18 protein-coding genes are annotated in these 20,954 nt (G+C 60.9%); 6 read left to right on the top strand and 12 right to left on the bottom strand.

All coding sequences use genetic code 11. The features are described from left to right. Positions 1–5: 5 nt before the first annotated feature. Together M2401_RS24955 and M2401_RS24950 are read right to left on the bottom strand one after the other, a co-directional pair. Positions 6–2,255, bottom strand: a complete 2,250-nt coding sequence (locus M2401_RS24955; RefSeq protein ID WP_259107050.1) for a tetratricopeptide repeat protein — start codon at positions 2,253–2,255, stop codon at positions 6–8. Between the two features lie 87 nt (positions 2,256–2,342). Continuing rightward, the gene (locus tag M2401_RS24950) at positions 2,343–3,833 is read right to left on the bottom strand and encodes a PLP-dependent aminotransferase family protein (protein ID WP_259107047.1); all 1,491 of its coding nucleotides are present in this window, start codon (positions 3,831–3,833) and stop codon (positions 2,343–2,345) included. Positions 3,834–3,912: 79 nt separating this feature from the next. On the opposite strand from M2401_RS24950, the gene M2401_RS24945 reads away from it, so the two are divergent. Further along, positions 3,913–5,577 carry a M24 family metallopeptidase gene (locus M2401_RS24945; RefSeq protein ID WP_259107045.1) on the top strand — a complete coding sequence of 555 codons (1,665 nt, stop codon included), beginning with the start codon at positions 3,913–3,915 and terminating at the stop codon, positions 5,575–5,577. A gap of 49 nt (positions 5,578–5,626) precedes the next feature. On the opposite strand, the gene M2401_RS24940 is transcribed toward M2401_RS24945, so the two are convergent. Together M2401_RS24940 and M2401_RS24935 are read right to left on the bottom strand one after the other, a co-directional pair. Then, the gene (locus M2401_RS24940; protein WP_259107042.1) at positions 5,627–5,854 is read right to left on the bottom strand and encodes a DUF6124 family protein; all 228 of its coding nucleotides are present in this window, start codon (positions 5,852–5,854) and stop codon (positions 5,627–5,629) included. Between the two features lie 535 nt (positions 5,855–6,389). Further along, positions 6,390–6,881, bottom strand: coding sequence for a MarR family winged helix-turn-helix transcriptional regulator (locus tag M2401_RS24935; RefSeq protein WP_259107040.1), 492 nt, complete (start codon positions 6,879–6,881; stop codon positions 6,390–6,392). A gap of 63 nt (positions 6,882–6,944) precedes the next feature. On the opposite strand from M2401_RS24935, the gene M2401_RS24930 reads away from it, so the two are divergent. Then, positions 6,945–8,438 (top strand): FAD-dependent oxidoreductase, encoded by a 1,494-nt coding sequence (locus tag M2401_RS24930; protein WP_259107038.1) that lies wholly within the window; start codon positions 6,945–6,947, stop codon positions 8,436–8,438. Here the strand turns inward: M2401_RS24930 and M2401_RS24925 are convergent. The 4 genes from M2401_RS24925 to M2401_RS24910 form a co-directional block, all read right to left on the bottom strand. Further along, positions 8,412–9,287 (bottom strand): methylenetetrahydrofolate reductase, encoded by an 876-nt coding sequence (locus M2401_RS24925; RefSeq protein ID WP_259107036.1) that lies wholly within the window; start codon positions 9,285–9,287, stop codon positions 8,412–8,414. The two genes, M2401_RS24930 and M2401_RS24925, sit on opposite strands and share 27 nt — an antisense overlap. Positions 9,288–9,389: 102 nt before the next feature. After that, complete coding sequence (locus M2401_RS24920; protein WP_259107022.1) at positions 9,390–10,853, bottom strand: YncE family protein; 1,464 nt, start codon at positions 10,851–10,853, stop codon at positions 9,390–9,392. 16 nt (positions 10,854–10,869) lie between these two features. Next, entirely contained in the window at positions 10,870–11,304 is a 435-nt protein-coding gene (locus tag M2401_RS24915) for a DUF305 domain-containing protein (RefSeq protein ID WP_259107020.1), read from the bottom strand. Between the two features lie 78 nt (positions 11,305–11,382). After that, the gene (locus M2401_RS24910) at positions 11,383–12,264 is read right to left on the bottom strand and encodes a LysR family transcriptional regulator (RefSeq protein ID WP_259107018.1); all 882 of its coding nucleotides are present in this window, start codon (positions 12,262–12,264) and stop codon (positions 11,383–11,385) included. Positions 12,265–12,367: 103 nt separating this feature from the next. Here M2401_RS24910 and M2401_RS24905 point away from each other — a divergent pair, with 103 nt between their 5' ends. Both M2401_RS24905 and M2401_RS24900 read left to right on the top strand, forming a co-directional pair. Further along, complete coding sequence (locus M2401_RS24905; RefSeq protein WP_259107015.1) at positions 12,368–12,865, top strand: heme-binding protein; 498 nt, start codon at positions 12,368–12,370, stop codon at positions 12,863–12,865. Beyond that, on the top strand, positions 12,862–14,391 hold the full coding sequence (locus tag M2401_RS24900; protein WP_259107012.1) for an MFS transporter: 1,530 nt from the start codon (positions 12,862–12,864) through the stop codon (positions 14,389–14,391). Before M2401_RS24905 ends, M2401_RS24900 begins: the two co-directional genes overlap by 4 nt. 49 nt (positions 14,392–14,440) lie before the next feature. Here the strand turns inward: M2401_RS24900 and M2401_RS24895 are convergent, their stop codons facing one another. The 4 genes from M2401_RS24895 to M2401_RS24880 form a co-directional block, all read right to left on the bottom strand. Next, on the bottom strand, positions 14,441–14,815 hold the full coding sequence (locus tag M2401_RS24895; protein WP_259107010.1) for a hypothetical protein: 375 nt from the start codon (positions 14,813–14,815) through the stop codon (positions 14,441–14,443). Further along, the gene (locus M2401_RS24890) at positions 14,815–15,777 is read right to left on the bottom strand and encodes a hypothetical protein (protein ID WP_259107002.1); all 963 of its coding nucleotides are present in this window, start codon (positions 15,775–15,777) and stop codon (positions 14,815–14,817) included. Before M2401_RS24890 ends, M2401_RS24895 begins: the two co-directional genes overlap by 1 nt. A gap of 827 nt (positions 15,778–16,604) precedes the next feature. Further along, positions 16,605–17,399, bottom strand: a complete 795-nt coding sequence (locus M2401_RS24885) for an SDR family NAD(P)-dependent oxidoreductase (RefSeq protein ID WP_259106999.1) — start codon at positions 17,397–17,399, stop codon at positions 16,605–16,607. A gap of 72 nt (positions 17,400–17,471) precedes the next feature. Further along, positions 17,472–18,380: a LysR family transcriptional regulator gene (locus tag M2401_RS24880; protein ID WP_259106997.1), complete on the bottom strand. Its 909-nt coding sequence runs from the start codon at positions 18,378–18,380 to the stop codon at positions 17,472–17,474. Between the two features lie 124 nt (positions 18,381–18,504). Between M2401_RS24880 and M2401_RS24875 the strand changes: the two genes are divergently transcribed. Together M2401_RS24875 and M2401_RS24870 are read left to right on the top strand one after the other, a co-directional pair. Next, complete coding sequence (locus M2401_RS24875; protein WP_259106995.1) at positions 18,505–19,854, top strand: MFS transporter; 1,350 nt, start codon at positions 18,505–18,507, stop codon at positions 19,852–19,854. Positions 19,855–20,019: 165 nt separating this feature from the next. Further along, positions 20,020–20,937: an HD-GYP domain-containing protein gene (locus M2401_RS24870; RefSeq protein WP_259106993.1), complete on the top strand. Its 918-nt coding sequence runs from the start codon at positions 20,020–20,022 to the stop codon at positions 20,935–20,937. The last annotated feature ends 17 nt before the right edge of the window (positions 20,938–20,954 follow it).

The following is a 20,954-nucleotide window of genomic DNA, read 5'->3' as shown; positions in this document are numbered from 1 at the left end:
TGTGCCTACTTCAGGTTGATCTGGATTGCAGCAGCGGGTACCTGGAAATCCTCGGCGGGCAAACCCGCGCACCAGCGTTGCCACATCACCCGCACACCGGCTTCAAGGCCTCGGGCAACAGTGCTCGCCTGGCGCCATGGCGATGCCCGCCATTGATCGCGCATGCCTGCACGTAAACGCGCCAGGGCGTGCAGATCGGCTGCGTGCCGTATGGCCATGCCAACGAAGCCTTCCACGTCATCGGCCACCCAGTCCCCCAGCCCGGTGCGCCCCAGAACCGCAGCGCTCTGACAGTGGGCACGAGACGGCCCGCGCAAGGTCACCACCGGCACGCCCATCCAGACCGCGTGATTACTGGTGGTGCCGCCGGTATAGGGCCAGGTGTCGAGGATGATATCGACCTGCTGATGCAAGGCCAGGTATTCATTGAGGCTGAACCGGGGGAGCACGCGCAGACGTTCAGGGGCAATACCGTGGCGGGCAAAACGGGCGATCAGTTGCTGACCCAAGGCATCGCTATCGACATGGGCCAACAGCAGTCGCGAATCCGGCACACCTTGCAACACACGGCTCCAGGCTCGAACCACACTGTCGCCCAGTTTGCTGACGCGATTGAAGCTGGCGAAGGTGACATAGCCGTTTTCCAGCGCAGGCAGTGCATTGACGGGCGGCGCGCTGGCAGCGGGCGCGAAGGCTCCGGTGGACGGCAGTCGGGCGAAACGTTCGCTGTAGTAACGTTCGTATAACCCCTGCGGCGCGTTGAACGGGTCGCAGATCAGGTAATCGATGCTGCTCATGCCGGTGGTGCCGGGGTAGCCGATCCAGGTGGCCTGCACCGGCGCCGGCTTGCGGGCGAAGGTCAGCAAGCGATTGAGTTCGGTATGCCCGGACAGGTCGATAAGAATGTCGATGCCATCGGCCTGAATCTGCGCGGCCAATTGCTCGTCGCCAAGGCCGTCAACCTTACGCCAATTAGGCACCTGTTGGCGCAGGCGCTGGGTCACGGCATCTTCGCGCGGATGATTGGCATAGACCCAGACATCCAACAGCGCCGGGTCGAGGTTGGCCCAGACCGGTTCGATAAAGTGCGCCACCGCATGATTGCGCAAATCGCCGGAGACAAAACCGACGCGCAGACGGCGATCGGGCTCACGGCGGTTGCTGTGGACGGGCCATTTGCCCCGCAGCGGCGCTTCAAAGCAGTCGGCAAACCTCAGGTGCGCAGCAAGCAGGTCTGCGGGGGGTTGCGCTTCATCGTGCATCAACAGAAACAGCAGGGTGGTATGGGTCTTGGCGTCGGCTGGCCGCAAGGCGACAACCCGGCGAAAGGCGGCAATGGCGCCAGCCAGCAGATCCTGCTTTTGCAGGGCCGTGCCGAGAATAAGCAGCGCATCAGCGTTATCGGGTTCGATGGCCAGGGCCTGTTCGGCATGGATCTGGGCCTGGGCCGGCTGGTTCTGTCGGTTCAGCAACGCGCCCAGATTGATCAGCGCACTCAGCAGTTGCGCGTTGATGCTCAGGGCCTGGCGATAAGCACTGATGGCTTCGTCCACACGGCCCAGTGCTTTCAGAGCATTGCCGCCATTGATCAATGCGCCGAGGTGCCGTGGCTCAAGCTGCAGCGCCCGCTGCGCCATACCTAGGGCTTGCTGCGGCTCATTCAGCGCCAACAGGCAGAGACCGTAATTGGCGTGCAACTGCGCGTTATGTGGATGCAGAGGAATAGCCTGGGCATAACAATCGGCGGACGCTCGCAGTTGGCCTTGTTGGCGCAGCATCACCGCCAGAGTGCCCAGCACCCCGGCGTCGCCGGGCTGGCGCAGCAGCAAGGCCCTGGCGGTTATGACGGCTTCGTCGAGACGGTGCTGTTCATACAGACTGGCTAATTGCTCGGTGAGGGCAGTCTGCAACGGCAGGTCGAAATGCCTGTCGAGATTCTGCCGATGTTGCAACGGCGCGGCCATGAGTAATTGTTGGGCCTGGCTCGTTTGGCCTGCATTGATCAGGGCCTGAATGTAACTCTGCCAGAACTGCTCGACACCCGGCTCGGCTTCCAGCGCACGCTTGAGCCATGGCAACGCTGCCTGAGGCGTATGGGCGGCCAGGGCCAGCATGCCAAGGTTATGGTTGGCACTGGCGTGATGCGGCTGAGCTTGAAGAATCGTCCGATACAGCCGCTCGGCGTCCGGCCACTGCCCGGCGCGATGCAGGGCGATGGCTTGTTTCAAGAGCTGATCTGCAGTGGTATCGGTCATGAGGTCAGAGTATTCCAGAAAGCCTGCGTCTTGGAGCCAGTATTTAGCCATGCATGCACGGCCCCTTTTTTGAGCGGGCCACCGGGTTCAACAGCCGAGGGCTTTCGCTGCCTGCGCCAACCGCTGTACAGCCCGCCGAATCTCCTCTTCATTGAGCGAAGCAAAACCCAGGCGCAAGGCGTTTTCCGGCTGATCGTCGGGGGAAAACTGCCGGCCGCCGCGCACCACAAGATCCCGTTCCAGCGCCTTCTCGATCAATTGATCGACATCGATCGATTCAGCAAACCGCACCCACAGCGCCAGCCCGCCTTCCGGTTCCTGCACCGCGATCTGCTCGCCGAATGCTTCGTGCAGGCAACTTTGCAGGGTTTGCCGACGTCGCCGGTATTCCTTCGAAACCCGGCGCAGGTGCTTCTTCAACTCGCCGTCATTGATCAGGTCAGCGAGCATCTGCTGCATGATCGCATCGCCCTGGCCCAGGGTCAGCGCGGCATTGCGTTCAAGCACAGCGATAAGGTCGGCCGGGGCGACCACGTAGCTGCAACGGAAGGTGTTGCCCAAGGACTTGGAAATCGAGCCGATATAAATCACATGGCGCTGCGCGCTGTCGCTGGCCAATGGCAGGTAGGGCCGCCCGGCAAAGTGATACTCGTGGTCGTAGTCTTCTTCGATCACACAGAAATCATGCTCCCGCGCCAGCGCCAGCAACTGCTGGCGACGCCCGGCGTGCAGGCTCACCGTGGTAGGAAACTGATGGTGGGGCGTGAGGTACATCATGCGCACGTCATGCTCACGACACAGCGCATCGATCTGCTCGACGCGACAGCCTTCGCCGTCCATATCCACCGTGACCAATCGCGCCCCCAGACGGCGAAATATCTCCCAGGCCGGTGGATAACTCAGGCGTTCCACCAGTACCACATCTCCGGGTTTGAGCAGGGCACTGGCCGTGAGATACAGCGACATCTGCGTGCCCTGGGTCAGGCAGATATGCTCAACGTCCACGGCCAGGCCGCGATTGTTACGCAGCATTTGCGCCAGGGCTCTGCGCAGGGCGTGACTGGTGCCCTCGCTGCCGTGGCGCACGGTATTGGAGGTGAAGGTATTGCGCAGCGCATTGCGGTAGTAGCGATGGAGCACGGCTTGCGGCAGCAGGCGGTGGTCGCAGGCGCCGTTGTCGAAGAACAGCGCGCCAGGCCGATGTTGCAGCGCCCTCACCTCTTCGCTCTGGGTGAAATAGGCCACCGGCGGCGCGTCTCTCAACTCCAGAGCAAACGACTGCGGCACGCTGCGGGCCATGCTTGCGCCAGACGCCAGTTGCGCACTGACAAAGGTGCCGCGGCGTTGCTCGCTGACCAGCCAGCCCTTGGTCACCGCCTCTTCGTAGGCCAGGATCACCGTCTTGCGGTTGACGTCCAGCAACTGCGCCATCTCCCGCGTGCCCGGCAGCAAGGTTCCAGGGGCAAGACGGCCCTCGGCAATCGCCGTGACCAGTCCTTCGACAATTCGCCGAAATGACGCCTTGGATTGACCGGCATCAAGATTGAGCAGCGGACGCCATTTACGCAACTGGACCATATGAACTATCCAAAACTGGAGGTTTTCCTGGTCCTAGTCTAACGCAACAATTGAACCTCACTCGCCCCCCGAGGTTTTTATGCACGCAGGTCATGTCATCCAATTGTCGCCCTCGGGCAAAACCTTCCAGGCCACGGACGAGCTGCTGCTCGATGCCATGCTTGCCAACGGCCTGGCCGTGCCATTTTCCTGCCGCCGCGGCGCCTGCGGGTCGTGCAAGGTCAAGGTGGTTTCGGGCCAGTATCGCGACAAGCTGCTGGCACAAGACGCCCCGGCCCCCTGCTATCCATTGGCCCCGGACGAAATGCTGCTGTGCCAGAGCCACGCCTGCAGCGACATGCGCCTGGAAATCCCCGGCTGGTCACTGGATACGCCGCCCCTGGAAGTCACCGCACAGGTCGTCAGCCAGCGGGCGCTGAGCAGCGACATCGTTGAATTGGTACTGCGCACGCCGCAGCCTCTCGAGGTTCGCGCCGGGCAATACGTCAGATTTCGTCTCGACAATGGCGACAGCCGCTGTTTCTCCGTCAGCAACCTGCCGGCACTGGACCATGGAGAACTGGTCTTTCATATCCGTCAGGTCAAGGGCGGGCTGTTTTCCGCAGGCATCCTGCCGGGCCTGCAAGCGGGCGACGCGCTGCAACTGGAGGGCCCGTTGGGCGCCTGCACCTGGCAGCACGATCAGCGCCCTATCGTACTGTTCGCCACCGGCACCGGCTATGCCGGGATCAAGCCGATGCTGCTGACGGCCCTGGCGCGTGATGCCGAAGTGACGCTGTATTGGGCTGGATCGACGCCCGAAGATTTCTACGACCGCGAATTTCTCGAGCAGGCCAGCCGTGAACATCCACGCTTTCGCTGGCACCCGGTGCTGTCGGCCGAGGCACGGGTACACCACGTCGCACTGGCCCAGGCGCATGACTGGGCCGATGTGCAGGTCTATGCCTGCGGCAATGGCACGATGATCAGCCAGGTCCGGGAACACTGCCTGAAAGCGGGCGTGCAGGCCCACCGTTTTGTCGCCGAAGCCTTCGTTGCCAGCGGTGCGCTGGCGCCGGTTGCACTGCTCGCGGCGCTGGACCCGATATTGGAAAAAGTCGGCCCGCGCTACTCGCTGGACGGCATGCTTGCAGCTCGCGAGCAATCGGTTCGCGCCCTGGCCGCCATCGCCAGCCAGTTGAAAGTCGGCATGACCACCGCCCAGGCTTTGGAAATGGCCAACGAACAGTTGCAGGCCATGGGTGCCTCCCATACCTGGCACCCCACCTACATCCGCTTCGGCGATGATACGGTGCGCACGCCGCGCCAGGGCATTGACCCCGAACGCAGACTGCGCGCCACCGATATCGCCGTGGTCGACCTGGGTCCGGTGTGGGACGGCTACGAAGGCGACTACGGCGACACCTTCGTCTTCGGCGAGCACCCGCTGCATCAGGCCTGTGTGAAAGCGCTGCACGAAGTCTTCGACGAGACCCGCAACGCCTGGCACCGCGGCCTCACCGGGCGTGAGCTGTATGACTTCGCCGAACACAGTGCAATCGCCAAAGGCTGGCGTCTGGAGCGCAATCTGGCCGGCCACCGCATCGCCGACTTCCCCCACGCGCTGTTCGGCCAGGACAAACTGGCGGAGCTGGAGATTGTGCCGAGCGAAATGGTCTGGGTATTGGAGATTCAGCTGTGCCATCCCACGGAGGCGGTGGGCGGGTTTTTTGAGGATATTTTGATTGGTGAGAACGGCTCATAGCTTATGTGGGACCGGCTTTAGCCGGTCCGACAGAAAAACCTCCGGGCGGTTAAGCCTTAACCGTTTTCGAGCGCGCCTCCAACTCGACAATGGACTGATCAACCAGCGCCCTGGCCATATCGATCATGTAGACCACGGCCAAGGCCAGGCTGCGTTTCGAGCCGTTGAGGTGATCGCCCGCTTCGTACGCAACCGCAGAGGCGCAGCGCAGAATGTCGGAAATGCGGATCAGGTTTTCTTCGAGGGTGTGGGGTGGATCGGGGACGAGCTTAATCATTGGATTCTCCTACTTACTCGTTAACGCCATCTTTTTTGTCAATCTCACTCGACGAAAAAGGGTGGCAGCTATGTACAGGGTGAGATTCCGGTTAGTAGGCACCCGGCCAGACATACGTCTGCCTGCACACAGCTGCCATGAAGACAGCTTGCGTGCCCACTAAATTGAACCGGGATCTCACACCCGGCCACTGATTCGTCAGTGACGGAGCGCAGATTAGTGACCGAATTTGGCAGGCACAAGCGGTTGGAATTGTTTAGGAAAATTCACTCAAGAGATAGAGAGCGGTCCGTCAGATTCGTCACTTTTCTTGTAGGCGATGTCCTGCAAGCACGCCGAAAATACTGAAGCAGATCGTTATGGCGGCACGTTATGAAATGTGGGAGCGAATTCATTCGCGAAGACGCCGGTACATCCGACGCCTATTTAGTGTCTGAAATACCGCTTTCGCGAATGAATTCGCTCCCACCAAAGCCGCTCCCGCAGAGTTCACCACCACACATGCGAGCTCGCCAAATAAGGTGTTGCTATGCGATCACAACTGCACATTCTGCGCTGCCAACGCATCCGCCGCGCTGCGCTCCATGCCGTCGGCAAACTTGCCCATCAGGCGCACCAGGTCTTCGAACTCACCCGGCTCCCAGGTGGCAAAAATCTCCCGTGCCCGGCGCGCCCGCGCCTCGTCCACGGCGTCGGTCATGGTCTTGCCCTTGGGCAGGATCACCGCCTCGCGTACGCGCCGGTCCTTCTCGCTGGCCTGGCGAGCGATCAGGCCCAGGCTTTCCAGTTTGGCCACCTGGCGGCTGACCGTGGTGTAGTCGCGGCCGATGCGGTCGGCCATGTCCACCACGCCAATCGGCCCCAGGCGCTCGATGCCGACCAATAGTGGAAACAGCGCCCGGTCCAGGGCGATGCCGGCGTCGCGAACCATGGCCTCGTCGTTCTGCGGGCGGTTCATCACGCTGACAATACTGATCAGGGCGTTATGCAGCGCCCTGAGCTGCGCGGAATTATGTGTATCTTGCACTCTTTTCTCCATTGGCATAGGATCCGGCCAGTTGCGTGCATATTACACATATTGGAGTGAGTCATGACAGATAGCCCGGCGGTGGAAGTACTGATCTGTGGCGCAGGCGCGGCAGGCCTGACCCTGGCAATCGAACTGGCCCGTCGGGGAATATCCCTGCGTCTGATCGAGAAAATGCCTACGCCCTTCCCCGGCTCGCGGGGCAAAGGCATTCAGCCGAGGACTCAGGAAATCTTCGAAGACCAAGGCGTTCTCGACCAGTTGCTGGCCACCGGCGGCCTGTATCCGCCACTGCGCCAGTACGCCAGCGACGGCAGTTACACGCAGACAGCCGTCATCGAAGCCGAACCGCCAACCCCCGCCGAGCCCTATCACCATGCCCTGCTGGTGCCGCAGTTCCTCACCGAGCAGGTCTTGCGCGCACGCCTGTTGGCGCTGGGCCAGCGCCCTGCCTTCGGCTGCGAGCTGACCGGCTTTGTTCAGGACGCGCAAGGTGTCACGGCCACCCTAACCACCGCACAAGGCGAAGAGACCATTCGCGCCCGCTATCTGATTGGCGCTGACGGCGGCCGTAGCTATGTCCGACATACCCTGGAGATAGGCTTCCCCGGCAAAACCCTGGGCGTGCGCGCACTGGTCGCCGACGTGCATTTAACCGGACTGAAAGCTGACGCCTGGCATCAGTTCAACCAAGGCTCGCCGGCTCATCAACTGGCGATCTGCCCGCTGGCAGGCACCGACCTGTTTCAGATTCAGGCACCGGTGCCGCTGGAAGGCGATGTCGATTTGTCACCTGAGGGCCTGACCGCGTTGGTCGCCGCACGCAGCGGGCGCGATGACATTGCGGTGCAGTCGGTGAGTTGGGCATCGGCCTATAGCATGAGCGCGCGCCTGGCGGATCGGTATCGCGTTGATCGCGTCCTGCTGATCGGCGACGCGGCCCATGTCCATCCGCCAACCGGCGGCCAGGGGCTCAATACCAGCGTGCAGGACGCCTATAACCTGGGCTGGAAACTGGCAGCCGTGCTCAACGGTGCGCCCGATAGCCTGCTCGACAGTTACGAAGAGGAACGTCGGCCTATCGCCGCCACTATGCTGGGACTGGCTTCGCGTCTGCTTGATGCGGCGAAGCGCGGGGACATGCATCGGGGTCGCGAGGTCAGGCAGCTTGATCTCGGTTATCGCGAATCGTCCCTCGCCCTTGGCACCCAACGCAGCGAAGGATTGCTTGCCGGTGATCGCGCGCCGGATGCGCCTTTGCGCGGTGCGGCGGGTCAGCCGACACGTCTGTTCGAGCTATTGCGCGGCACGCACTGGACGCTGTTGGGCTACGAAACCGAGCGCAAACTCGTGTCGCCACGGCCAGGGCTGCACATTCATATGATTGGCGCGCGCGGTGATCTTATCGATGAGCAAAACCTTTTGCGCGACGCCTGCGCTGCGGCAGTGGGCGACTGGATCCTGATACGCCCCGATGGCTATGTTGCTGCCATCGTTAACGGGAATGAGCTCGGCGCACTGGAAAGCTTTTTACAACGGCAAGGTCTGAGCGCTTAAGCCTGGCGCACGCTGTTCGTAATCCTGAAACCACTGAATAGCCCTGGAAATATCTCCCAGGGTGTAGATATGCAGGTGCAATTCGCCCAGATCGTGCAAGGCCATGCGCTGCAACAGCGTGGTCAGAAAGCGTTCCGGCCCTTCCGTACCGAGCAAGGAGGTGACTTGCCAGCCATAGCGGTGCAACAGTTGCGCGGAGGTGCCGACGCGGCATTGTCGGGCGAAATTGAGCAGCCCGGTCATATTGCTCGGGCCGGGAATGCCGACGCGGATCGGCACATGGATACCGGCCTGCCGCACCTGCTCGATCCAGCGGATCACCGCATCAGTGTCGAACGATAGCTGCGTGGTGATCTCGACCTTGAAGCCCTTGGCCGTGAGGGCATCGACCTTGCGCCGCAGGTAGTCCCACAGCACTTCATCGGTGATGCGCGGATGGCCTTCCGGGTAGCCGGGGATGCCCACCGTTTCGATAGCCAGGCCGTCGAGGAAACGGCCGTTGATCACATCCATCGAATCGGTGAACGGGCCCTGCGGCCCGGCCGGGTCACCGCCGACCAGAAACACCCCGCGCACCTGCCCTACCTCCACGGCCTGGGTCAGGTAGGAACGCAGTACTTCAGGGGAAGTGATGCGCCGTGCGGAAATAATCGGCCGCGGCCGGGCGCCGGCGGCACGCAAGGCTTCGACAGCGGCAAGCCGCTCGGCGTAGGACTCGTTGCTGATAAAGGCGATATTGACGGGTATGTCCGTGGGCAGCAGGGCTTTGGCCTGAAGCAAACGCGATACGTCTTTTGCGGTGGTTTCCAGAGAGAAGCCCTGGAACAGCGATGACCGAATGTTGCTCATGATAATGGCGAGGGCCTTGGGAAAAGTGCTGCCGGGACTGCCTCACTTATCGCCTTTTGCCAACGGGATTGGAAGCGCCGCAGCGCTCCCGATCCGGGTTTTTTATCGAGATGTGACCTGCACCTGCATCAGCGCGCCCAACTGCTCCGGTTTGCCTTCGACCACCACCAGATAACGGCGCTGATCGGCGCTGTCGTTCTGCACAATCTGGCGGATCGGCCCGATGGTGTTGACGATGGCCGAACCGGCCGGGTTGGTCATGAAGGCGGCCAAAGGTTCAAGCGTGCCGCCGCCATCGGCCTGAGTTGACAGCGCCAGGGTGTAGGGCTGCTTGGGATTAAGACCGGTCACCGCGGCCTGCAACACCTGAGTCAGGCCCTGGCTGAACAGCGTTACGCTGGTCGGCGCCTTGTCAGTGGATGTGCCCGTCGCCTGCAGCGTCAGATGCACCGCCTGCCCGGCAACACCCAATGGTTTCAGGTTCTCGGTGCCTGGGCCTTTGCTCACGGCATTGGGCACGTAGGCAATGGCTTGGGGCGCCTGGCCGATAGGCACATTGCCGATCACTGTGTTGCTCAAGGTGTCGATCACCGCCAGGGCATCGGCGTTTTCCAGGCCGACATAGACCCGCGTGCCATCACCCGACGGCCACACACCATGAGGCAGGTTGCCTACAGGGATGGTCGCCACTTTCTCGAAGGTATCCGTGCGATAGACCTGCACCTCATTCAGGCCGCCCACGGTGATGTAGGCGAACGAACCATGGGCGTTGGTCAGCAGATTGACGTGGTTGGCGATGGGCCCGATATCCAGGGTCTTGATCAACTTGAATGGCGGCGTGGCCTCGAATACCTGGGCTTTGCCGACGTCTTTGAGGGTGAACCAGACCTGTTTGCCATCAGCGGATGCGGCGATGTTAGGGCAGAACGGGCTGGCCTGCTCGACGTGGCCGACGATCTTGTGAGTGGCCACGGCCACCACTACGGTTTCGGGGTTGAACGACGAGCAGACGTAACCGTATTTGCCGTCCGGGGAGAAAATCTGCATGCCAGGGCCGGCCGGGGTCTTGATCCGGGTTTTCTCGGCGTAGGTATGGGCGTCGAGGACCGACACATAATCTTCGCCGCGCACCGTCACCCACACCTCCTTGCCATCCGGGGTGAAGAACGCCTCATGCGGCGCCCGGCCGACGTAGGTTTTGTGCTTGACCGTATTGGTCTCGGTATCAATGAACGACACTGAGTTGGTGCCAATGGACACCACCGCCAGGGTCTTGTGATCCGGCGAGAAGCCCAGACCGTGGACCAATACTTCGCCCCGGTACAGCGGGCTGAGGTTGCCCGGTTGCGGATCGCCGAGGCTGATCACGCCCAGCAACTTGTTATCCACAGGGTCGGTGACCGACAGGGTGTTGGAGAACTGCTCGGAGGCGTACACCCGGTCCTGATGGCTGACCGGAATGTCCTTGGCCGACGCCTTGCCGGGGATCTGCCCGGCCATGGCCGCAAGGGGACCGCTGAAGAGTGCGCAGGCCAGCAGCGCCAGGGGGAAGTTTGGCATTTTCATTGTTATGTCCTTCGGGTCAGGGTTTGACGGGGGCTATCTGGGTGGGGGATGCCACTGACGGCGGCAGCGGGTCGCCAAGGGCCAGGCGCATCGCGGCAATTTCCTGCTGCTGCTCGACGATGATTTCCTGGGCCATGCGCTTGAGCTGGTCGTTGTGACCGTACTTGAGCATGGTCACGGCCATATCGATGGCGCCCTGATGGTGGGCGGTCATGCTGGTGACGAAATCGCGGTCGATATCGCCGCTGGGCTGGGCGCCCATGCCGGCCATCATTTTGTCCATGGCGGCATCGTTCTCAGTGAGAAACGGCGCCTCGGCGCTGACCGCCTCAGGCGCCGGGCCGTGGTCATGACCTTCGTGGGCCATGGCGCTGCTCATGCAGGTCAATAGAAACAGGCCGAAAGCGCAGAGCAGGCTGTGCCGCGACGGGGTGCGTTCAAGGTTCAGCACTGGCGTTTCCTCCGTAAAGAAAGGGTTCGTCAGTGGGACGCAGAGCCTGGGCCTCTATTCCATGCTCGATGAAATTTTTTACAACGTTCGACGAAATGCCTGAAGGGCCCGTTCGATATAGCGCGTCACCGCCGGGGCTTTTTCGAAGCGTCGATGGATCAGCGACAACCACGACGAGCCACTGCTGCCCTTGATCGGTCGGTACAGCACATTGGGCAGACTCAAGTGGCCAACCACCGACTCCGGCACCACCGCCACCCCCTGACCCAACGACACTAAGGCAATCACCGCCAGCAGGCCGCCGGGCTGCGGCCCCAGAGTCGGCGCGTAACCGCCGTCGGCGGCGACCTGCAAGGTGCCGTTGATTTGCTCGGGCAGGATAAACGTCTCGTTCTGCAGATGCTCGACGCTGATTTCCGGCAAACGCCGCAGCCAGGAGTCTGACGACAAGGCCAGGACAAATCCTTCGGCATCCAGACGCACGGCCTCCACACCTTCGGGCAGATTCATCGGCGAACGCACGTAGCCAATATCAAAACGCCCCTCGGCAATCAGGCTCGGCAAGCTGGCCATGGGGCTTTCGTGCAGGCTCAGGGTGATGTCCGGATGCTCACGGCTGAAGCCCTGCACCTGCTTTTGCAGCACGCCCGAATAGACTGCCGACGCCACATAACCCAACTCGATATGCCCGGTATCACCCCGCCCGGCACGTTGAGCGCTGCGTTGCGCCAGCTCGAACTGGCGCACCGTCGCCTCGGCCTCCCGCACCAATGCCGCGCCCGCTTCGGTCAGGCTGATTTCGCGCTGCTGGCGCACGAACAGGCGCGTGCCCAAGGCCTGTTCCATGTCCTGAATTTGTCGGCTCAGGGTCGGCGTGGCGATACCCAATTGCTCGGCGGCACGGGTGAAGTTGCGCTGGCGGGCGACTTCGAGAAAGTAGCGGAAATGACGTATTTCCATAACTGCGTTAGCTCAAAGGTAATGAAGAGGCGAAGGCGACCTAACAAAGGCGCCCAGGCAGCGGGATAAGCTGGCAGCAGACCAAAACTAGAGAGTTTCAGCCATGCGCGTCAAATCCGTTTTACTGCCCCTCGCTTTCAGTTTCGTCGTTACTAACGCCTTAGCGGCGCCGCCAGAATCCAATATTGCTCACAAAGCAATACTGGACCTGGGTACCGCCCAACAACTGCTCATGGCCGCGCAACGCACCGCCGAAGCCGGGCATTGGCCCTGCGCCATAGCCATCGTCGACGACGGCGGCTGGCCAATCCTCACTGCACGCATGGATGGCGCCCCCGTGGTGGCCGGTATCGAACTGGCCGAGGGCAAAGCGCGCACTTCGGCGCTGTTCAAACGCCCTTCCGGGGATCTGGAAAACGCCATCAATGGCGGGCGTCAGGCGGCCATCACCGCTGGCCTCTTGATGATGAAAGGGGCGCAGCCCATTGTCGTCGAAGGCCGGGTGATCGGCGCCATCGGCATCAGCGCCGACACCCCGGCCCATGACGACGAAATCGCCCTGGCCGCCGTCGCCGCGTTGCGCCCGCAGGTGCAGCCATGACCCCACGGCAGACCCTGCTCACCGCGTCGGGGGTGTGCTCGCTGATCGTCCTCGACACCAATATCGTCGCCGTAACCCTGCCAAGCATTGCCCGGGACCTGGGGGCCAATTTCGCCGATATCGAATGGGTGGTCAGCGCCTACATGCTCGCCTTCGCCGCCCTGCTGCTACCCGCAGGCAGCCTGGCCGACCGCTTCGGCCGCAAGAAAACTCTGCTCTGTGGCCTGAGCATTTTCATCCTCGCGTCCCTGGGTTGCGGCGCCGCGCCCAATGCGATGTTTTTGGATATTGCTCGGGCCTGCAAGGGTATCGGCGCGGCGCTGCTGCTGACTTCGGCCTTGGCCACCATCGGCCATACCTTCCATGACGAAGTCGAACGGGCCAAGGCCTGGGCCTTCTGGGGCGCCTGTATGGGCGTGGCAATGACGGCGGCGCCCACCGTCGGCGGGCTGATTACCCAGTACATCGGGTGGCGCTGGATCTTCTACCTCAACCTGCCGGTGGGCCTGCTGTTGATGCTGATGGTGCAGCGCTGCGTGCCCGAATCCCGTGACAGCCTCGCCGCACGCCTCGACCCCTGGGGCAGCCTGGCCTTCAGCAGCAGCCTGCTGTGCCTGATCTGGGGCCTGATCGAGGCCAATCGCATCGGCTGGAACAGCTCGCTGACCTCTGCACGCCTGCTCGGTGGCGTCGCATTGCTGGGGCTGTTCGTACTGATCGAGCGCGCCCAACAGCGGCCCATGGTCGACCTTACTCTGCTGCGCCATCCGCGCTTTATCGGCGCGTTGCTGGGTATGTTCAGCTACGCCGGCTGCGCCCAGGTGATGATGACCCTGCTGCCGTTTTACCTGCAAAACGGCTTGGGTTTTTCCGCCATTGCCTCGGGCCTGGGCATGCTGCCCTTTGCCGCGACCATGCTGATCTTCCCGCGTATCGGCGCACGTCTGGCCGGTCGCTACAGCCCGGCAACGCTGATGGCGGTCGGGTTGATTCTGGTTGGCAGTGGCAACCTGCTCAGCGCCTGGGCCGCCCATCTCGGCGGCTACCTCAGCTTCGCCCTGGCCATCGCCGTAACAGGCGCCGGCGCCGGGCTGCTCAACGGCGACACGCAGAAAAACATCATGGCCTGCGTACCCCGCGACCGCACCGGCATGGCCTCGGGCATGAGCACTACCATGCGCTTTAGCGCCATCGTGCTGGCCATCGGCGTGTACGGTGCCTTGCTCGCCAGCCAGAGCGAACAACTCCTGCACACTCGCCTTAGTGACGTCGCACCGCAATGGGCGGATCAGGCCCGCAGCATCAGCGCCCGGGTGGTCGCCGGGGATATGCCTGCTGCCCTTGGCCTGTTGCCGGAAAGCGCCCGAGCGCAAATGGAACCACTGGCTCGACAGGCCTTTGTGGGCGGCTTTACGACATTGCTGTGGGTGGCAGGATTATTGGCGTTGCTTGGGGCCGTGGTGGTGGGGAGTTTGATGCGCAAGCCGATGCCGTTGATGCTGAAAAAGGCCACGCCGCCCCCCTGACAGCGCACAAAACCGTAGAACCGGCTTCAGCCGGTCTTACGGGGATGCGCTAGCCGCCGGATTTATCGGAAAGTGTGAAATACAGCGCGCACAAACCAATCATCGAGAAAAAAAGATAAGCGTAAACCGCAACTAACTGCTTACGAAGCCTCACAGGTATCCGTTTATGAGCGTCCAGGGGAATATGACCCAGCTTAAAATACAATGTCGGCCACACAACGATATTCACTATGGTACTTAGCCTCATCTGTCGACCAATATATCCGCCGCCCCAAACCGTACGGTTCCACTCTACGCATTTGACACCTTTGAGATAGCTTTCCAGTTTTTCCAGCGGGCGGTGTTGGAAAAAAGCCAGGATGCATAGGCTTGCAAAGAGGTTTACAACGATAATGATGGCTACCCAGAACTCTCCATCCGTCATTATTGCGGCCTCCACTCATAAACTTTCGTACCTATCTTTTCGCCGACAATTTCTCCAGCAGATCCCCTTATATACCCTCCTGCAATCCCGACAACAATTGCGCAAACCAGCCCTCCCGCCCCTCCCGTAGGGACTGCAATGGCGGCGCACATCGGCCCCGTAAAGGCGCCGGCGACACCACCCCCGGCTAAACCACCCAATACCCCTACGACCAACTTGCTCCTTTCCACATAATGCGCCTTCTCACACTTATCCTCGCGCCCCGTTGAGCAAGCCTCCTTTATCTCCAGTGTGGTCGAAGTGGCATTCAACGCTATCCCCACATACGTCCCACCCTTCAACAACATCGCCACCCTAGCCACGCGATTCATGCGCCGTGCGTAATCGCGCAACTCTCCGGTGTGCAGATAACTTTTAGTCGAGATCCCGAGCATTTTCTTGATCGAACCTCTGTTCTGCATGCCCGTGCCCCAGCGGGCAATGCCCTTGAGTTGGCCATCCAGTTTGTTGAACAGCACCTGGCGCTGGTTGATGAACTCCTGCCGCGCGATGGGCGTGCCGCGTTGCAGCGACAATTTATGCAGCCTCTCGATATCGGCCAGGGTAGTTTCGACGGCCTTGAGGTGATTGGCCCAACTGCCAGAGACCGCGCCAAGCCCCAGCGAGCCGTAGCCAAGCATGCGCTGCAGCACATCGTAGTGCTTGAGCATCAGGCCATCGGAACCCAGGGAGTGATGGTGTATATCATGGCTGACCTGCCGGGCCATGCGCATCAACTCGGCCTCCTCGACGGTGCAGGATTTAGTGGTGCTATCGGGCACGATGACCATTTGCCCCGGCATGACGACCTGATTGCGAATATGTATATTGAGCGCTGTGAACTTGTCACCCGCGCCCAGCCTGGATTTGATGGCGTTATCGCCTTGCATTTGGTCATTGATAAATGCGTAAGCCTTGGTCATCCCTTGTACTCCCTGTAACTGAGAGCGCGAGAGTATTGAAATTTATCAAGGGGTGGCTACAACAAACTCGGCACTTTTTAGATTTCCAGAAACCGCCTACAACTTGTAGTAACCCATTCCTACAAGGTCAATGGAATACTTACTTTCGCTAACAAACCGACCATTGTGTGAAAGGCCTTTCTGTATCTTTCGTATGAAATTTCCGAGACAATTCCGGGCTCTTGCATGAGGCAGCTTCGCTCTTTAGGCTGCTCCGGTCGCTGAATATCAGCGATCGGGTTTAGCAGCCTCTTTTTTCTTTCCTATACGTGCAAGTGTCTATTATGGCGACTTGGCGTGGGGCACTTTCGAGTGCGCCGGGTATGGGAAAGAGCACCGGTCTGCTAACCCGCGTCAAAGTCGCCACCCTTGTGTTTGTTTAGCAGCCAGCATTTGGTGGCCTTACCTGTAAGGCTCTTTCTAATGAATATTCCTACGTCCGAAACACCGCCATTTTCACTCGAAAAATCCCTGCTACATTCCTCCGACCTGCTGCGCTATCTGGCCGCTATCGCCTAGGAACCGGCGAAAGCCTCAGTGGCTCGCAGCGTGATCTGCTGTTCTCGATGCTGTACCTGATCGAACGGCTCAAATGTGAGGTGGATGGCTCATTGGCTCATGTCGAGCGCTGCTAAATATAGAACTCACTGACTGAACATGATCTGTGGGACCGGCTTTAGCCGGGAAGACGGCATGACAGACGACACCTGTGTATCGAATGTACCAATTGCTTCCCGGCTGAAGCCGGTCCCACAAGAGCACAGCCTCACTCCAGGTCCAGGTGAGAATCAGGCAATCGAGCGCACCACCCCACCATCCACTCGCATCGCCGCGCCCGTCGTCGCGCTGGCCTGGGTCGAGGCCAGGTAAACCGAGAGGTTGGCGACTTCCTCGACACTGGCCAGGCGTTGAATGATCGAACTGGGGCGATGCTCCGCGATGAAATCTCGCTCAAGGCTCTCCACGCTCTTGCCGCTGTCTTTGGCCAATTGTGCAATGAAGCCGCCCACGCCTTCGGAGCGGGTCGGGCCCGGCAGGATGGCATTGACGGTCACGCCGCTGCCGGCCAGGGTTTCGGCCAGGCCACGGGACACCGCCAGCAAGGCGGTCTTGGTCATGCCGTAATGAACCATTTCGGTGGGGATCTGCAACCCCGACTCACTGGACAAGAACTGCACCCGGCCCCAACCCCGCTCGACCATGCCCGGCGCATAGAAGCGCGACAGGCGCACGGCGCTCAGTACGTTGACATCGAAGAAACGGCTCCACTCTTCGTCGGTGATGTCAAAAAACCCCTTGGGCTCGAAGATGCCCAGGTTGTTGACCAGAATGTCGGTCTGCGGCACCTGTTCGAACAGCCTTTGCGCGCCTTCGACCGTGCTCAGGTCAGCCGCCAGCCCCAGCAGTTTTGCTTCCGGGAATTGCACGCGAATACCTACGATGGCCGCATCAACGCGCTCCTGACTACGGCCATTGATCACTACTTCGGCACCCGCCTCGGCCAGCCCGGTGGCAATGGCCAGGCCGATACCGGCGGTAGATCCACTGACCAGCGCGTGTTTTCCATGCAAGGAGATTTTCATCAGCATCACATCCTTCGGTAGGAGTCGGCCGTAGCCGCGGAAAGGACAGCTTAGCTGTCTTCGCTCATGCCGTTAGGTCGTAATGGTTGCGTCGGGCAATTGGGCAAAGTGCGCCTTGGCCATCTCGATAAATGGCGGTAGCGCCGGGTTGTCATTGTCCTCGCGAAAAACCATGAACATATCCGCCGTGGGCACCGCGCCTTGCAGCGGCCTGAATGCCAGCAGCCCGGGAAACAGCTCCTGAGCCGATGCCGGAACGATCGCAATGCCCAGCCCGGCCCGCACCAGCCCGAGGATGGAGTGAGTCTGTTCCAGGTAATACAGATACCGCGGTGACACGCCAGCGCTGGCAAACAACCCGACGATACAATCGTAGAAATAACGCCCTTCCTTGGGGGAGTACATGACGAACGGCTGATGGGCCAGATCGGTGACACTCAGGGTTTGTTGGGCGGCCAGGGGATGTCCGGGGGGCATCACCACCAGCAGAGACTCGCGACGGGCCAGGTGTGCGCGCAATTCGGGTATCGGTTCGACACGGCGGACAAAGCCGATATCGATCATTTTGGCGATCAACGCTTCGGTCTGACTGCCGGACACCATTTCGTGCAACTCGAAACCCACCTCTGGCAGGGACTTGCCTGCCTGATAGAGCAGATCGGGAATCATGTTGTAGCCACTGACGGCGGTAAACCCCAATACCAATTGCCCCGCCTCGCCACGCGCAAGGCGCCGGGCAGCATTGCCCGCCTGCTCGGTGTAAGCCAGCAGGTGTTGGGCGTCGCGCAGGAAATGCTGACCGGCCACGGTCAAACGCACCTGGCGGTTGCTGCGATCGAGCAGTTCCACGCCCAGGGAGCGCTCAAGCAGCTGAATTTGTCGGCTCAAGGGCGGCTGGGTCATGAACATGCGCCTGGCCGCCCGACCGAAGTGCAGCTCCTCCGCCACCATCACAAAACAACGCAGTTGGTGCAGTTCCACGATTCAATTCTTGTATTGATAGATTCAGTAAGGATGTTAGACGTGAATCGCTGTTTTTCCTAGGCTGTAGCTCTGTGCACCATTCCAATAATAAATGCCCCCTTGAAGGGAGCCGGAGAGCACCATGAATGCCAAGACAGCGCCCCTTGAGGCGTCCCTTGCGACCACCCGCGTCGGTCGTCAGCGCTTCGTTATCCTCGCCCTGATCTTCGTCGTTACCGTCCTCAATTATGCCGATCGAGCCACCATGTCCATCGCCGGTACCGGCGTGGTCAAGGATCTGGGCCTGGACCCGATCATGCTCGGCATGATCTTTTCGGCGTTTGCCTGGGCCTACGCCCTTGGCCAGATTCCCGGAGGCTGGTTGCTGGATCGCTTCGGCGCGCGTCGGGTCTATGGGTGCAGCCTGTTGCTCTGGTCGCTGTTCACTATGCTGCAAGGCACTGTGGGCTGGTTCGGCATCGTCGGCTCCAGCGCCGCCATGATGCTGTTCGGCATGCGCTTCATGCTGGGTTTGGTCGAATCCCCGGCCTTCCCGGCCAATAACCGGATCGTCTCGTGCTGGTTTCCCACCCGTGAACGCGGCACCGCGTCTGCGCTGTTCAACTCGGCGCAATACATGGCTGTAGTGGTCTTTGCGCCATTGATGGCATGGCTCACCCACACGCTGGGTTGGGAGCATGTATTCCTGTGGATGGGTGCGCTGGGGCTGGTAGCGACGGTGTTCTGGTTTGCCCTGTATCACGAACCGCGCAGTTATTCGCGCCTCAGTGAAGAGGAGCTGGAATACATCCGCGAAGGTGGCGGCCTGGTCGACCTGGAAGTGACGCGCAAGAGTGACAAGCCCAAGACCGACTTCAAGCAGGTCGCCCAACTGTTTACCAACCGCACGCTCTGGGCCGTTTATCTGGGGCAATACTGCATCACCGCGCTGACGTACTTCTTTATTACCTGGTTCCCGATCTATCTGATCAAGGGCCGCGGCATGACCATCATGGAAGCTGGCTGGGTGGCCGCTTTGCCTGCAGTGTGCGGCTTCTCCGGTGGCGTACTGGGCGGGTTGGTCTCCGACTACCTGATCCGCCGTGGCGTGCATCCGTCCCGTGCCCGCAAAACCCCGTTCGTCATTGGCATGGCCCTGGCGGCAAGCCTGGTCTCGGCCAACTTTGTCGACGCCAACTGGATGGTCATCGCCCTGATGGCCCTGGCGTTCTTCGGCAAGGGGTTGGCGGCTGTCGGCTGGGCCGTGCTGTCGGACACCGCACCCGAAGGCATGGTTGGCTTGAGTGGCGGCGTTTTCAACGGCATCGGCAACGTTGCCGGTATCGTTACCCCGCTGGTGATCGGCTATTTCGTCGCCACCACCGGTTCCTTCAATTCGGCCCTGTGGTTCGTCGCCGCACACAGTCTGATCGGCATCTTCGCCTACACCGTGCTGGCCGGGCGGTTTGAGCGGGTGATGATTCGTAAATAATCAGCGTTGAACCGGCCTCTGCGGTTTTCCCAGGGGCCGAATATTTTCCCCGGCGCTGTAACCGGGCAGCACTTTTCTCCGAATTAATGATGGCAAGTCGCCCATGACTGGTCTTACCTTGTCCATCATCCAGCCCGACGCGGGCGGTATTCGGAAATATCTCCCATGAATCTGACGCAATTGATCCGCAACCTGTCCGGTCGTAAAAGCCCCGACAGCGCACGCCACGAAGAAGAATTGCTGTCGAGCCTGTTGGTCATGGCTTGGGTAGTGGAAGCCCGCGATCCTTATACCGGTGGTCATCTGTGGCGCGTGGCGCAGTTTTGCGAGCTGTTGGCAGAAAAAGCCGGCATGGATAAAACCGAAGTGGCGCGCATTGCCCTCGGCGGCTTTGTTCACGATCTGGGCAAGATCGCCATTCCCGATGCCGTGTTGCGCAAACCCGGCCCGCTGAGCGATGAAGAATACGCGGTGATCAAGACTCACCCCGACATCGGCCACAACCTGTTGCACAGCCACCCCTTGGCCGAACTGGTCAGCGATGCCGTGCGCCTGCATCACGAAACCCCTGATGGTCGCGGCTACCCGCTGGGCCTCAAGGTCGGTGAAATCTCGCCGATGGCGGCCATCACCGGCATTTGCGATGCCTTCGATGCCATGACCAGCACCCGCCCCTATCGCGCCGGCATGCCGCAAGAGCAGGCGCTGGGGATCATTCGCAAGAACCTGGGCACGCAGTTCGATACGCGTTTTGGAGAGCTGTTTATTCAATTGGGCGAAGAGGATCGCCTGAGCCCGATCATCGGTCATACCGACGAGGGCATCCCGCTGCGCCATTGCGGCATGTGCGGGCCGACTGTGACGCTGCGTCAGGTCAACAAGGCCGGGGATCATGTGTTCTGCGCGTCGTGCGGGGCCGATTATGAGTTGCAGGACGGCAAGCACGGCGCCGCACTGGAACTGGTGGCGACCGGGCGCAATGGCACGGCCAGAGACCTGACGCCACAGGCAGATATGCTGCTGATCCACACGTTGGTGCAGCGCACCGCACGTCATGTGCAAACCCCGCTGTCGCGGCACTGATACCGCGACAGCAGGTC

The organism is Pseudomonas sp. JUb42, assembly GCF_024807945.1.
Classification (GTDB): Bacteria; Pseudomonadota; Gammaproteobacteria; order Pseudomonadales; family Pseudomonadaceae; genus Aquipseudomonas.
Note: the sequence above shows the minus strand (reverse complement) of the source record. Positions and strands in the feature narration are given on the sequence as shown.

Coding starts and splice junctions, on each gene's coding strand:
- M2401_RS24940 (WP_259107042.1), bottom strand. CDS start 5,854: ATGATTAAGCTCGTCCCCGATCCACCCCACACCCTCGAAGAAAACCTG.
- M2401_RS24920 (WP_259107022.1), bottom strand. CDS start 10,853: ATGAAAATGCCAAACTTCCCCCTGGCGCTGCTGGCCTGCGCACTCTTC.
- M2401_RS24875 (WP_259106995.1), top strand. CDS start 18,505: ATGAATGCCAAGACAGCGCCCCTTGAGGCGTCCCTTGCGACCACCCGC.
- M2401_RS24905 (WP_259107015.1), top strand. CDS start 12,368: ATGCGCGTCAAATCCGTTTTACTGCCCCTCGCTTTCAGTTTCGTCGTT.
- M2401_RS24870 (WP_259106993.1), top strand. CDS start 20,020: ATGAATCTGACGCAATTGATCCGCAACCTGTCCGGTCGTAAAAGCCCC.
- M2401_RS24885 (WP_259106999.1), bottom strand. CDS start 17,399: ATGAAAATCTCCTTGCATGGAAAACACGCGCTGGTCAGTGGATCTACC.
- M2401_RS24930 (WP_259107038.1), top strand. CDS start 6,945: ATGACAGATAGCCCGGCGGTGGAAGTACTGATCTGTGGCGCAGGCGCG.
- M2401_RS24945 (WP_259107045.1), top strand. CDS start 3,913: ATGCACGCAGGTCATGTCATCCAATTGTCGCCCTCGGGCAAAACCTTC.
- M2401_RS24955 (WP_259107050.1), bottom strand. CDS start 2,255: ATGACCGATACCACTGCAGATCAGCTCTTGAAACAAGCCATCGCCCTG.
- M2401_RS24950 (WP_259107047.1), bottom strand. CDS start 3,833: ATGGTCCAGTTGCGTAAATGGCGTCCGCTGCTCAATCTTGATGCCGGT.
- M2401_RS24925 (WP_259107036.1), bottom strand. CDS start 9,287: ATGAGCAACATTCGGTCATCGCTGTTCCAGGGCTTCTCTCTGGAAACC.
- M2401_RS24895 (WP_259107010.1), bottom strand. CDS start 14,815: ATGACGGATGGAGAGTTCTGGGTAGCCATCATTATCGTTGTAAACCTC.
- M2401_RS24900 (WP_259107012.1), top strand. CDS start 12,862: ATGACCCCACGGCAGACCCTGCTCACCGCGTCGGGGGTGTGCTCGCTG.
- M2401_RS24890 (WP_259107002.1), bottom strand. CDS start 15,777: ATGACCAAGGCTTACGCATTTATCAATGACCAAATGCAAGGCGATAAC.
- M2401_RS24910 (WP_259107018.1), bottom strand. CDS start 12,264: ATGGAAATACGTCATTTCCGCTACTTTCTCGAAGTCGCCCGCCAGCGC.